This window comes from Enterobacter sp. UPMP701, from assembly GCF_053709515.1.
Genome location: NZ_JBSKJN010000004.1, coordinates 38,959 through 51,848, shown reverse-complemented (window position 1 = coordinate 51,848; position 12,890 = coordinate 38,959). Strand labels below are relative to the sequence as shown.

General features: G+C 56.0%; 13 protein-coding genes. 12 read left to right on the top strand and 1 reads right to left on the bottom strand.

Annotation, left to right across the window (positions count from 1 at the left end; translation table 11 throughout):
• Positions 1-41 precede the first annotated feature (41 nt).
• Positions 42-1,046, bottom strand: a complete 1,005-nt coding sequence (flk, locus tag ACWKXT_RS11785) for a flagella biosynthesis regulator Flk (protein WP_454529006.1) — start codon at positions 1,044-1,046, stop codon at positions 42-44.
• 113 nt (positions 1,047-1,159) lie between these two features.
• Between flk and pdxB the strand changes: the two genes are divergently transcribed.
• The 12 genes from pdxB to hisJ all read left to right on the top strand — a co-directional run bounded on the left by pdxB (position 1,160) and on the right by hisJ (position 12,889).
• Entirely contained in the window at positions 1,160-2,296 is a 1,137-nt protein-coding gene (gene pdxB / locus ACWKXT_RS11780; protein ID WP_454529005.1) for a 4-phosphoerythronate dehydrogenase PdxB, read from the top strand.
• Positions 2,297-2,363: 67 nt separating this feature from the next.
• Positions 2,364-3,377 (top strand): aspartate-semialdehyde dehydrogenase, encoded by a 1,014-nt coding sequence (locus ACWKXT_RS11775; RefSeq protein ID WP_454532503.1) that lies wholly within the window; start codon positions 2,364-2,366, stop codon positions 3,375-3,377.
• Positions 3,377-4,189 carry a tRNA pseudouridine(38-40) synthase TruA gene (gene truA / locus ACWKXT_RS11770; RefSeq protein WP_454532502.1) on the top strand — a complete coding sequence of 271 codons (813 nt, stop codon included), beginning with the start codon at positions 3,377-3,379 and terminating at the stop codon, positions 4,187-4,189. Before ACWKXT_RS11775 ends, truA begins: the two co-directional genes overlap by 1 nt.
• 28 nt (positions 4,190-4,217) lie before the next feature.
• Complete coding sequence (locus ACWKXT_RS11765; protein WP_252001982.1) at positions 4,218-4,877, top strand: DedA family protein; 660 nt, start codon at positions 4,218-4,220, stop codon at positions 4,875-4,877.
• Positions 4,878-5,031: 154 nt separating this feature from the next.
• On the top strand, positions 5,032-5,937 hold the full coding sequence (gene accD, locus ACWKXT_RS11760) for an acetyl-CoA carboxylase, carboxyltransferase subunit beta (RefSeq protein ID WP_014884667.1): 906 nt from the start codon (positions 5,032-5,034) through the stop codon (positions 5,935-5,937).
• A 70-nt stretch (positions 5,938-6,007) separates the two neighbouring features.
• Complete coding sequence (folC, locus tag ACWKXT_RS11755) at positions 6,008-7,276, top strand: bifunctional tetrahydrofolate synthase/dihydrofolate synthase (protein ID WP_454532501.1); 1,269 nt, start codon at positions 6,008-6,010, stop codon at positions 7,274-7,276.
• Positions 7,266-7,958, top strand: coding sequence for a cell division protein DedD (gene dedD / locus ACWKXT_RS11750; RefSeq protein WP_045259684.1), 693 nt, complete (start codon positions 7,266-7,268; stop codon positions 7,956-7,958). Before folC ends, dedD begins: the two co-directional genes overlap by 11 nt.
• A 164-nt stretch (positions 7,959-8,122) precedes the next feature.
• Positions 8,123-8,611 (top strand): colicin V production protein, encoded by a 489-nt coding sequence (gene cvpA, locus ACWKXT_RS11745; RefSeq protein WP_000262116.1) that lies wholly within the window; start codon positions 8,123-8,125, stop codon positions 8,609-8,611.
• Positions 8,612-8,644: 33 nt separating this feature from the next.
• Positions 8,645-10,162: an amidophosphoribosyltransferase gene (gene purF / locus ACWKXT_RS11740; protein WP_454529002.1), complete on the top strand. Its 1,518-nt coding sequence runs from the start codon at positions 8,645-8,647 to the stop codon at positions 10,160-10,162.
• Positions 10,163-10,250: 88 nt separating this feature from the next.
• Entirely contained in the window at positions 10,251-10,820 is a 570-nt protein-coding gene (locus ACWKXT_RS11735) for a UbiX family flavin prenyltransferase (RefSeq protein WP_454529001.1), read from the top strand.
• A 291-nt stretch (positions 10,821-11,111) separates the two neighbouring features.
• Complete coding sequence (gene argT, locus ACWKXT_RS11730) at positions 11,112-11,894, top strand: lysine/arginine/ornithine ABC transporter substrate-binding protein ArgT (RefSeq protein ID WP_028013956.1); 783 nt, start codon at positions 11,112-11,114, stop codon at positions 11,892-11,894.
• Positions 11,895-12,106: 212 nt separating this feature from the next.
• Positions 12,107-12,889: a histidine ABC transporter substrate-binding protein HisJ gene (gene hisJ, locus ACWKXT_RS11725; RefSeq protein WP_047367997.1), complete on the top strand. Its 783-nt coding sequence runs from the start codon at positions 12,107-12,109 to the stop codon at positions 12,887-12,889.
• The last annotated feature ends 1 nt before the right edge of the window (position 12,890 follow it).

The following is a 12,890-nucleotide window of genomic DNA, read 5'->3' as shown; positions in this document are numbered from 1 at the left end:
GCCGTTGCAGGCCCGGTAAGCGTCGCGCCACCGGGCAAAACTCAGGCAACCAGCCAGAAAATTGCCAGTGCGATCAGTAGCGCAATAAACATCAACCCCGGACGCGCAGAGAGCGTTTTGAACGTCTCGACGACTGGCGCAAACAGCGGACTGTAGATCGGCTGAATGTTTCTTACCTCCGGCGCGCCGCCTTCCCGCTCGGCGCGGCGAACGAAGATCTGATTGAGCACATCCTGCACCTGCGCGGTGGTCAGCACCGTTTGCGGCGTAGCCTGCCAGTTCTGTTGGGCGTAATCCCGAATCATATCGAACTCGTGCGGTTCCAGCGGCTGTTTCAGCGCCGCCTGGATGCTGTGCAGGGTAGGGGCGATCTGAGTGCTGAGCGTCTGGCGCGCCTGGAGCCAGGTCGCCAGATGGGTAAACTGCTTCGCCGGAATCAGTTCGCCGTCCTTCACGCCGGACAGTTCCAGCATGGATTGCCAGATAAGCTTCGTCGACTCGCCGGTAGCGGCAGCCAGTTTCGTCACCATCTGATTCAGCGTGTTGTGTTCGGCAGGCAGCAGCGGACGCTCGGTTGACGGACGCTGCTGCGGCTGCGGGATGGTCAGCTGATTATTTTGCAGTAACGTCAGCACGGTTTTCAGCTGGTCTGGCGTCAGCTGACCCAGGGCGGTCTGGCCGTACTGCTGACGGATAAAATCACTGACCGCCTGGCGGTTATTCCCCTGGCCCAGCAGCTCGGTCAGCTGCGCGACAATCTGGCGCGTGGTGTGGTTCTGCTGCGCGGTAGTAATACGCTGGTTCAGGTTTTGCTCGGCGGCAGGGAAATGGCGCGACTGCAGCGGTGCGTCGTTTCTCACGCCTAAATCATGCTTTACCCCAGCCCAGACTTCCGCATTTTGCTGTGAAGTCAGCGCAATCAGGCGCGTGATCAGTCGCTCCAGCACGGTGCGCTGTTGCGTGGATAGCGGTTGTTCACCTGCAACGTTTGGCGTGACAGGGCCTTCACCCGGAGGGCGTGGCGGCGTACCTGAAATAGGCTGCATCGTCAAAAATCCTTAAAGTCAAAACTCAGCGTAAACCCGGCATACATATATGCCTGGCGGCCAGATTATGGCACACTTGGCAGGTTTTCTTCCTCTCAAACAGGTACTCAGACGTGAAAATCCTCGTTGATGAAAATATGCCTTATGCCCGTGAGCTGTTTAGCCGCCTGGGTAACGTTAAGGCTGTCCCTGGTCGCCCAATCCCGGTCAACGAACTGGATGACGCAGACGCGCTGATGGTGCGCTCGGTAACCAAAGTAAATGAGGCGTTGCTTGCCGGTAAAGCGATTAAGTTTGTCGGAACCGCAACGGCAGGGACCGATCATGTGGATGATAAATGGCTTAAGCAGGCGGGGATCGGGTTTTCCGCCGCGCCGGGCTGTAACGCCATTGCCGTAGTGGAATACGTTTTCTCCTCGTTACTGATGCTGGCCGAGCGCGACGGTTTTGCGCTGAAGGACCGCACCGTGGGGATTGTCGGCGTGGGTAACGTTGGTGGACGCCTGCAAAAGCGCCTTGAGGCGTTAGGGATCCGCACGCTGCTCTGTGACCCACCGCGCAAAGATAACGGTGAGGAAGGGGATTTCCGCGCGCTGGATGAGCTGGTTGAGCAGTGTGATGTGCTGACGTTCCACACGCCGCTGTTTAAAGAGGGGCCGTATAAGTCTCTGCATCTGGCCGATGAGGCGCTAATTCGCCGTCTGAAAGCTGGCACTATTCTGATAAATGCCTGCCGTGGCCCGGTGGTGGATAATGCCGCGCTGCTGAAATGTCTGAATGAAGGGCAAGATCTCAGCGTGGTGCTGGACGTCTGGGAGCCGGAGCCGGATCTCAACGTTGAGCTGCTGAACAAGGTGGATGTGGCTACCGCGCACATCGCGGGCTATACGCTTGAAGGCAAGGCGCGTGGCACGACGCAGGTGTTTGAAGCTTACAGCGCCTTTATCGGTCATCCGCAGCAGGTGGCGCTGGATACCTTACTCCCCGCGCCTGAATTTGGCCGTATCACCCTGCACGGCACGCTCGATCAGGCAACGCTGAAAAGGCTGGTGCATTTGGTGTATGATGTGCGCCGCGATGATGCGCTGCTGCGTAAGGTGGCGGGGATCCCGGGTGAGTTTGACAAGCTGCGCAAGAACTACGTTGAGCGTCGCGAGTGGTCTTCCCTGTATGTGATGTGCGATGACGCAGCGGCTGCGACGCTGCTGAAAAAACTGGGTTTTAACGCCGTCCATCACCCGGCGCATTAATGTCTTCTTAATGCTCCCTGTCGGATACTCCGACAGGGACGCTTTTTTATTTCTGGAGTAAACCACCATGTCTGAAGGCTGGAACATTGCCATTTTAGGTGCCACGGGTGCTGTGGGTGAAGCCCTGCTCGAAACCCTTGCCGAGCGTCAGTTCCCGGTGGGAGAAATTTATGCCCTGGCGCGCACCGACAGCGCGGGCGAGCATCTGCGTTTTAGCGGTAAATCTGTGATGGTTCAGGATGCGGCCGCGTTTGACTGGACCCAGGCGCAGCTGGCGTTTTTTGCCGCGGGTGCAGAGGCGACGGCGTCTTATATTGAAGAAGCGACCAATTCAGGCTGTCTGGTGATCGACCTGAGCGGTCTGTTCTCCCTTGAGCCGGACGTGCCGCTGGTGGTGCCGGACGTCAACCCGTTTGTGCTGGCTGACTACCGCAACCGCAACATCATTGCGGTACCGAACAGCCTGACCAGCCAGTTGCTGACCGCGCTGAAGCCACTGATCGACGACGGCGGCCTGTCGCGTATTACCGTGACCAGCCTGCTGTCCGCATCGGCGAACGGTAAAAAAGCGGTCGATGCGCTGGCAGGGCAGAGTGCGAAGCTGCTGAACGGCATCCCGATCGACGAAGATGATTTCTTTGGCCGCCAGCTGGCATTCAACATGCTGCCGCTGCTGCCGGACCGCGAGGGCTCCGTGCGCGAAGAGCGTCGTATCGTCGATGAAGTGCGTAAAATTCTGCAGGATGATGGCCTGATGATCTCCGCGAACGTCGTGCAGTCCCCGGTTTTCTACGGCCACGCGCAGATGGTCGGTTTTGAAGCCCTGCGCCCGCTGGCGGCTGAAGAAGCGCGCGACGCGTTTGGCCGCGGTGAGGACATTGTCCTTTCCGAAGAGAGCGAATTCCCGACCCAGGTGGGTGATGCCACCGGCAGCGCGCATCTCTCCGTTGGCTGCGTGCGTAACGATTACGGTATGCCGGAGCAGGTTCAGTTCTGGTCCGTTGCGGATAACGTTCGCTTTGGCGGCGCGCTGATGGCGGTCAAGATCGCTGAGAAGCTGGTGCAGGAGTATCTGTACTGATGTCCGAAGTGGAACAAAAGCCGGTTCATAAAATTGCCCTCGGTATTGAGTACGATGGCAGTAAATACTATGGCTGGCAGCGTCAGAATGAGGTGCGCAGCGTCCAGGAAAAACTGGAGAAAGCGCTCTCTCAGGTGGCAAACGAGCCGATTAACGTCCTGTGCGCAGGGCGTACGGACGCGGGGGTTCACGGTACGGGGCAGGTGGTTCACTTTGAAACCACCGCCGTGCGTAAGGATGCCGCCTGGACGCTGGGGGTAAATGCGAATTTACCTGGTGACATTGCGGTGCGTTGGGTGAAAGCTGTGCCGGATGATTTTCACGCGCGCTTCAGCGCGACGGCGCGTCGCTATCGCTATGTCATCTACAACCAGCGTCTGCGTCCGGCGGTGTTAAGCCAGGGCGTGACGCATTTTTATGAACCGCTCGATGCTGAATGCATGCATCGCGCGGCGCAGTGTCTGATTGGTGAAAATGACTTTACGTCGTTTCGTGCGGTGCAGTGTCAGTCCCGCACGCCGTGGCGTAACGTCATGCACATTAACGTCAGTCGTTTTGGCGCGTATGTGGTGGTGGATATCAAAGCCAATGCCTTTGTACATCATATGGTGCGGAATATTGTAGGCAGCCTGATGGAAGTGGGGGCCGGACACCAGCCGGAGAGCTGGATTGCAGACCTGCTGGCAGCGAAGGACAGAACGCTTGCGGCAGCCACGGCGAAAGCGGAAGGGTTGTATCTGGTTTCGGTAGACTATCCGGATCGGTTTGACCTGCCAAAGCCGCCAATGGGGCCGCTGTTTTTAGCGGACTAAACAAAGGTGCAATTAAGGTTTAGACAATATGGACGTAATACGTTTTCTGATTGATTTCATTCTGCATATTGATGTTCACCTGGCGGAACTGGTCGCGCAGTATGGCGTCTGGGTTTACGCCATTCTGTTCCTCATTCTGTTCTGTGAAACCGGTCTGGTCGTCACGCCGTTCCTGCCGGGAGACTCGTTGCTGTTCGTGGCCGGCGCGCTATCGGCGCTGCCAACCAATGACCTGAATGTCCATCTTATGGTCATGCTGATGATTGTGGCGGCGATTGTGGGTGACGCGGTTAACTATACGATTGGCCGCGTTTTTGGAGAACGATTATTCAGTAATCCTGATTCCAAAATTTTCCGTCGCAGCTATTTAGACAAGACCCATGCCTTCTATGAACGCCATGGCGGAAAAACCATTATCCTTGCGCGTTTTGTGCCTATTGTGCGTACATTTGCACCGTTTGTGGCGGGTATGGGCCATATGTCCTATCGTCATTTTGCGATGTATAACGTAGTAGGCGCGCTGCTGTGGGTGCTGCTGTTTACCTACGCAGGCTACCTGTTTGGCGATTTGCCGGTGGTTCAGGAAAATCTTAAGTTACTGATTGTAGCGATTATTGTGCTTTCCGTACTGCCTGGCGTCATCGAAATCATCCGTCACAAACGCGCGGCGGCAAAACAAGCGAAGTAAATGCACCCTGGCGGTTCGACCACTTTTTTATCCAAAGTTTCGGGCTGTTATGTTTTAATGTGCAACATTCATGGTCTGTTGGAGGCAAAAATGGCATTATTCGCCTCTTACAGCAAAACTGGCATACGACCAGGTTCAGGCAGAAAGGTTATCAATGAGCTGGATTGAACGAATTAAAAGCAACATTACCCCAACGCGCAAAGCGAGCATTCCTGAAGGGGTATGGACGAAGTGTGATAGCTGCGGCCAGGTTCTGTATCGCGCAGAGCTGGAGCGCAATCTTGAGGTGTGTCCGAAATGTGACCACCATATGCGTATGTCGGCGCGCAACCGCCTGCATAGCCTGCTGGACGAAGGTTCTCTGGTAGAGCTGGGCAGCGAGCTCGAGCCAAAAGATGTGCTCAAGTTCCGCGACTCCAAAAAATACAAAGATCGTCTGGCCTCTGCACAGAAAGAGACCGGCGAGAAAGACGCGCTGATCGTCATGAAAGGCACCCTGCACGAGATGCCGGTGGTTGCCGCCGCGTTTGAGTTCTCCTTCATGGGGGGCTCAATGGGTTCTGTCGTGGGTGCGCGCTTCGTGCGTGCCGTTGAGCAGGCGCTTGAAGACAACTGCCCGCTGATCTGCTTCTCCGCCTCTGGTGGTGCACGTATGCAGGAAGCGCTGATGTCCCTGATGCAGATGGCGAAAACCTCTGCGGCGCTGGCGAAAATGCAGGAGCGCGGTCTGCCGTACATCTCCGTGCTGACCGACCCAACAATGGGCGGCGTCTCTGCAAGCTTCGCGATGCTGGGCGACCTGAACATCGCTGAGCCAAAGGCGCTGATCGGCTTTGCCGGTCCTCGCGTTATCGAGCAGACTGTACGTGAAAAACTGCCGCCGGGCTTCCAGCGCAGTGAGTTCCTCATAGAGAAAGGCGCCATCGATATGATCGTCCGCCGCCCGGAAATGCGCCTGAAACTGGCAAGCGTCCTGGCGAAGCTGATGAATCTGCCAGCGCCGAACCCGGATGAGCCGCGCGAAGGCGTGGTGGTACCGGATCAGGAACCCGAGGCCTGATAACTGAAAAGGGCAGGGCCGGTTGGCGCTGCCCTTTTGCTTTCTAATCTGTTAATGACAACCGGGCATTATGGAAAATAAAAGCATTCCCCAAGCCACGTCGCCCCTGGCCGCGTGGCTTTCTTATCTGGAAAACCTGCACAGTAAAACCATCGATATGGGCCTTGAGCGCGTAAGCCAGGTTGCCGCGCGTCTCGACGTGTTGAAACCGGCTCCGTTCGTGTTCACCGTTGCAGGTACCAATGGTAAAGGCACCACCTGCCGCACGCTGGAGGCAGTCCTGATGGCGGCAGGGTACAAGGTTGGCGTTTACAGCTCACCGCATCTGGTGCGCTATACCGAGCGCGTGCGGGTGCAGAATACCGAGCTGGCGGAATCTGCACATACGGCGTCGTTTGCAGCTATCGAAGCTGCGCGCGGGGAAACCTCATTAACCTATTTCGAATACGGCACTCTGTCGGCGCTGTGGCTGTTCAAACAGGCGCAGCTGGACGTGGTGATCCTGGAAGTGGGGCTGGGCGGGCGTCTCGATGCCACCAATATGGTGGATGCGGACGTGGCGGTGGTCACCAGCATCGCGCTGGATCATACCGATTGGCTGGGTCCGGATCGTGAAAGCATTGGCCGTGAGAAGGCCGGCATTTTCCGCGCGAATAAGCCTGCCGTGGTGGGTGAGCCGGACATGCCGCACACCATTGCTGACGTGGCGAAAGAGAAGGGCGCACATTTGTTGCGCTGCGGCGTTGACTGGCACTATGAGATGCAGGACAACGGCTGGCGCTTTAGCGACGCCCGCGGCGTGCTGGACAACCTGCCGCTGCCGCAGGTACCGCAGCCGAATGCGGCGACTGCGCTCGCGGCACTGCGCGCCAGCGGATTAGCGGTAAGCGAACAGGCGATCCGCGACGGCATTCAGAATGCGCTGCTGCCGGGGCGTTTCCAGATTGTCAGCGAGTCACCGCGTCTGATTCTGGATGTGGCGCACAATCCGCACGCGGCGGCGTATCTCGCAGGACGTCTCAAATCGTTACCAAAAACCGGGCGAGTGCTGGCGGTTATCGGTATGCTTCATGATAAAGATATCGGCGGCACGCTGGCCTGCATGGAGAGTGTGGTCGATAGCTGGTATTGTGCTCCTCTGGAGGGGCCGCGCGGCGCGACGGCTGAGCAGTTGATGGAACATCTCAGCAAAGGCGCAATCTACAGTAGCGTGGCGCAGGCCTGGCATGCCGCGATGGCGGATGCTAAACCAGAAGATACCGTGCTGGTGTGTGGTTCATTCCACACGGTGGCACATGTCATGGAAGTGATGGACGCGGGGAGAACCGGTGGCGAGTAAGTTTCAGAACCGTTTAACAGGAACCATTGTGCTGGTCGCGCTCGGGGTAATTATTCTTCCCGGGCTGCTCGACGGGCAGAAAAAGCATTATCAGGACGAGTTTGCAGCCATTCCGCTGGTGCCGAAGCCGGGCGATCGCGATGAGCCGGATATGCTGCCTGCGGCGACCCAGGCGCTGCCTGCTCAGCCGCCTGAAGGGGCGGCGGAAGAAGTTCGCGCGGGCGATGCCGCTGCACCGTCACTCGACCCGTCACGTCTGGCGGCGAATAACAACATCGAAATTGATCCGGTGCCGGTAGAGAAGCCTAAGCCTGTTGAAAAACCGAAGCCGGTCGAGAAGCCGCAGCCGAAGCCTCAGCAACAGCGAGATAAAGCAGCAGAGCAGCTGGCTGCAGCGTCTGAAACCCCGCCACCGGCGAAACAAGACGCAGCGCCGACCGGTAAAGCTTATGTTGTGCAGCTGGGCGCGCTGAAAAACGCCGATAAAGTTAACGAGGTTGTCGGTAAACTGCGCAGCGCGGGCTATCGCGTTTACACTTCACCTTCCACGCCGGTGCAGGGTAAAATCACCCGTATCCTCGTGGGGCCGGAAGCGTCGAAAGACAAGCTGAAAGGGTCGCTGGGCGAGCTGAAGCAGATCTCCGGGCTGAGTGGTGTGGTGATGAGCTACAGCGCGAACTAAGTACGACCTGCTCCTTTAGAGAGAGGCGATAAGCCAAGGCGTTGAACATTTTTTCAGCGCCTTTTTTATTTACGCGCGGGAAGGAAATCCCTACGCAAACGTTTTCTTTTTCTGTTAGAATTCGCCCCGAACTGGATGACAGGGCGTTTAATCGTGGGACACATATGGTCTGGATTGATTACGCCATCATTGCGGTGATTGGTTTTTCCTGTCTGGTTAGCCTGATCCGTGGCTTTGTTCGTGAAGCGTTATCGCTGGTAACCTGGGGTTGTGCTTTCTTTGTTGCCAGTCATTACTACACTTACCTGTCTGTCTGGTTCACGGGCTTTGAAGATGAACTGGTCCGAAACGGAATTGCCATCGCGGTGCTGTTTATCGCGACGCTGATTGTCGGCGCTATCGTGAATTACGTGATAGGTCAGCTGGTCGAGAAAACCGGTCTGTCAGGAACGGACAGGGTACTCGGCATCTGTTTCGGGGCGTTGCGAGGCGTGCTGATTGTGGCCGCGATCCTGTTCTTCCTGGATACCTTCACCGGGTTCTCCAAAAGCGAAGACTGGCAGAAATCGCAGCTCATTCCAGAGTTCAGCTTCATCATCAGATGGTTCTTTGACTATCTGCAAAGCTCGTCGAGTTTTTTGCCCAGGGCATAAACCCTGAGATGTGGCTTAACGAGGAAAAGACGAATGTGCGGTATTGTCGGTATCGCCGGTTTCATGCCGGTAAACCAGTCGATTTATGACGCGTTAACGGTGCTTCAGCACCGTGGGCAGGATGCTGCGGGTATCATCACCATTGATGCAAACAACTGCTTCCGTTTACGTAAGGCGAATGGCCTGGTAAACGATGTGTTTGAAGCCCGCCATATGCAGCGTCTGCAAGGTAATATGGGGATCGGTCACGTTCGTTATCCTACTGCTGGCAGTTCCAGCGCCTCTGAGGCACAGCCTTTCTACGTCAACTCACCGTATGGCATCACGCTTGCCCATAACGGCAACCTGACTAACGCCCATGAGCTGCGTAAAAAGCTGTTCGAAGAGAAACGTCGCCACATTAACACCACCTCTGATTCTGAAATCTTGCTCAATGTATTCGCCAGCGAGCTGGATAACTTCCGTCACTACCCGCTGGAAGCAGACAATATCTTCGCTGCCATTGCTGCGACCAACCGCCAGATCCGCGGCGCTTACGCCTGCGTGGCGATGATCATCGGTCACGGCATGGTGGCTTTCCGCGATCCAAACGGCATTCGTCCGCTGGTGCTGGGCAAGCGCGACCTCGGCGATGGCCGTACCGAATATATGGTTGCCTCTGAGAGCGTGGCGCTGGATACCCTGGGCTTCGAGTTCCTGCGCGACGTTGCGCCGGGCGAAGCGGTGTATATCACCGAGAAGGGCCAGCTGTTTACCCGTCAGTGTGCCGACGACCCGGTCAGCAACCCGTGCCTGTTTGAATATGTCTATTTCGCCCGTCCGGATTCCTTCATCGACAAGATCTCCGTCTACAGCGCGCGCGTCAACATGGGCACGAAGCTCGGCGAGAAGATTGCCCGCGAGTGGGACGATCTCGACATCGACGTGGTTATTCCTATCCCGGAAACCTCCTGCGATATCGCGCTGGAAATCGCTCGTATTCTGGACAAGCCGTACCGTCAGGGCTTCGTGAAGAACCGCTACGTTGGCCGCACCTTTATCATGCCGGGCCAGCACCTGCGCCGTAAGTCCGTGCGCCGTAAGCTGAACGCCAACCGTGCGGAATTCCGCGACAAGAACGTTCTGCTGGTGGATGACTCCATTGTTCGCGGCACCACCTCTGAACAGATTATCGAGATGGCGCGCGAAGCGGGTGCGAAGAAAGTCTACCTGGCGTCTGCCGCGCCGGAGATTCGCTTCCCGAACGTGTACGGCATTGATATGCCAACCGCCAACGAGCTGATCGCTCACGGACGTGAAGTGGATGAAATTCGCCAGATCATCGGTGCCGACGGCCTGATTTTCCAGGATCTGAACGATCTCATCGACGCGGTGCGCGCCGAGAACCCGGAAATTCAGCAGTTCGAATGCTCCGTGTTTAACGGCGTCTACGTGACGAAAGACGTTGACCAGCAGTACCTCGACTATCTTGATTCGCTGCGCAATGACGATGCGAAAGCCGTTCAGCTGCAAAACGATCTCGAAAGCTTAGAGATGCACAACGAAGGTTAATCTCTCTGCAAGTGAGGGCGCTCGCCCTCACTTGCAACTCCCTGCAAAATCCTGCACAGTCAGCCCAGAATTCAGCAAGGGCGAAATCATGAAACGACTCATCATAGGCATCAGCGGTGCCAGCGGCGCGATTTACGGCGTTCGTCTGCTACAGGTTTTACGGAACGTGGCAGAAGTGGAAACGCATCTGGTGATGAGCCAGGCGGCGCGGCAGACCCTCTCCCTTGAAACCGATCTCTCCCTGCGTGATGTTCAGGCGCTGGCGGACGTGGTCCACGATGCGCGCGATATCGCCGCCAGCATCTCCTCAGGCTCGTTCAAAACGGCCGGTATGGTTATCCTGCCCTGTTCCATTAAAACGCTCTCCGGCATTGTGAACAGCTATACCGACACTCTGGTGACGCGCGCGGCGGATGTGGTGCTAAAAGAACGCCGCCCGCTGGTGCTCTGCGTGCGGGAAACGCCGCTGCATCTGGGTCATCTTCGCCTGATGACCCAGGCCGCCGAGCTGGGCGCGGTGATCATGCCGCCGGTTCCGGCGTTCTATCATCGCCCGCAGTCGCTGGACGATGTCATTAACCAGACCGTTAACCGCGTGCTGGATCAGTTTGACATCGACCTGCCGGAAGATCTCTTCGCCCGCTGGCAGGGTGCCTGATACTGTGCACAAATGCTGTGCATGAAAAGAGACGTTGCCCTGTTTCAGGGCAATTATGCAACGGCGATCATATCCTCGACATTTAATTCGCTTTTTCCCTTTTTCTCTCTCCGGTTCGTTCGGCAGACCTGCTATCTTTCACCATTAAGGCAATATCGCAACGTTTTATTAACATATTTAACGTCGAAGTTTTGACCAGACGGCAATGTGGCATAAGACCTGCAAGATGAAGCCTGCAACACAACACACAACACAATACATAATAAAATCACGGTACTTGAGGGTAAATGTATGAAGAAGACGGTTCTGGCTCTGTCTTTGCTCGTGGGGTTAAGTGCGGCAGCAGGTAGCTACGCAGCGCTTCCACAGACGGTTCGTATCGGTACAGACGCAACCTACGCGCCATTCTCTTCCAAGGATGCGAAAGGCGATTTCGTGGGGTTTGATATCGATCTGGGAAATGAAATGTGCAAACGTATGGAAGTGAAATGCACATGGGTGGGCAGCGACTTCGACGCATTAATCCCGTCGCTGAAAGCCAAGAAAATCGACGCCATTATCTCTTCTCTCTCCATCACTGAAAAACGTCAGCAGGAGATTGCCTTCTCTGACAAGCTCTACGCTGCGGATTCACGTCTGATTGCCGCAAAAGGTTCCCCGATCCAGCCAACCATCGACTCGCTGAAAGGCAAGCATGTTGGCGTGCTTCAGGGCTCGACCCAGGAAGGTTACGCGAATGCCAACTGGCGCGAGAAGGGCGTCGACGTGGTGGCTTACCAGAACCAGGATCTGATCTACTCTGACCTGGCGGCAGGTCGTCTGGATGCCGCGTTCCAGGATGAAGTCGCGGCGAGCGAAGGCTTCCTGAAGCAGCCGGCCGGTAAAGATTACGCCTTTGCGGGCCCGTCCGTGAAAGACAAAAAATACTTCGGTGACGGCACCGGTATCGGCCTGCGCAAGGACGATAAAGAGCTGAAAGCCGCCTTTGACAAAGCATTCACGGAGCTGCGCAAAGACGGTACTTACGACAAACTGGCGAAGAAATACTTCGACTTCAACGTCTACGGTGACTAACGGACCGGCGTGGTGCGTCGCGGGTGTGGGTGATTCAATATGGTGCAATTTGTGCACCATATTGGGTCGCCACGTGCATACTTAAGCATTTATAATGCAAAAATTCCCGCCTGGAAGGCATTATTCTTTGCCTGACAGCGTGGATTAATGGCACATTAACGCCACCCCGTCGTCGTAAAAAACCGTATGAAGACAGTTTGTTGAGGACAAATATGAAAAAACTCGTGTTGTCACTATCTCTGGTACTGGCCTTTTCCAGCGCCACCGCGGCATTCGCAGCCATTCCGCAGAAAATCCGTATCGGTACCGATCCAACCTATGCCCCGTTTGAATCGAAGAATTCAAAGGGTGAACTGGTGGGTTTTGACATCGATCTGGCCAACGAGCTGTGCAAACGCATCAAAGCGCAGTGCACCTACGTCGAAAACCCACTGGATGCGCTGATCCCATCCCTGAAAGCCAAAAAAATCGACGTGATTATGTCCTCGCTTTCCATCACCGAGAAACGCCAGCAGGAGATTGCCTTCACCGACAAACTCTATGCGGCCGATTCACGTCTGGTGGTAGCTAAATCTTCTGATATTCAGCCAACGCTTGAGTCGCTGAAAGGGAAACGCGTGGGCGTGCTGCAGGGCACCACGCAGGAAACCTACGGTAACGAACACTGGGCACCGAAGGGGATTGAAATCGTCTCCTATCAGGGTCAGGAAAATATTTACGCAGACCTGACGGCAGGCCGTATTGATGCTGCCTTCCAGGATGAGGTTGCGGCAAGCGAAGGTTTCCTGAAGCAGCCGGTAGGCAAAGATTACAAGTTCGGCGGTCCGTCCATTAAGGACGAGAAGCTCTTTGGCGTGGGCACCGGTATGGGGCTGCGCAAAGAAGACAACGAACTGCGTGAAGCGCTGAACAAAGCGTTTGCTGAAATGCGCGCTGATGGCACCTACGACAAGCTGGCGAAAAAGTACTTCGATTTTAATGTGTACGGCGGCTAAT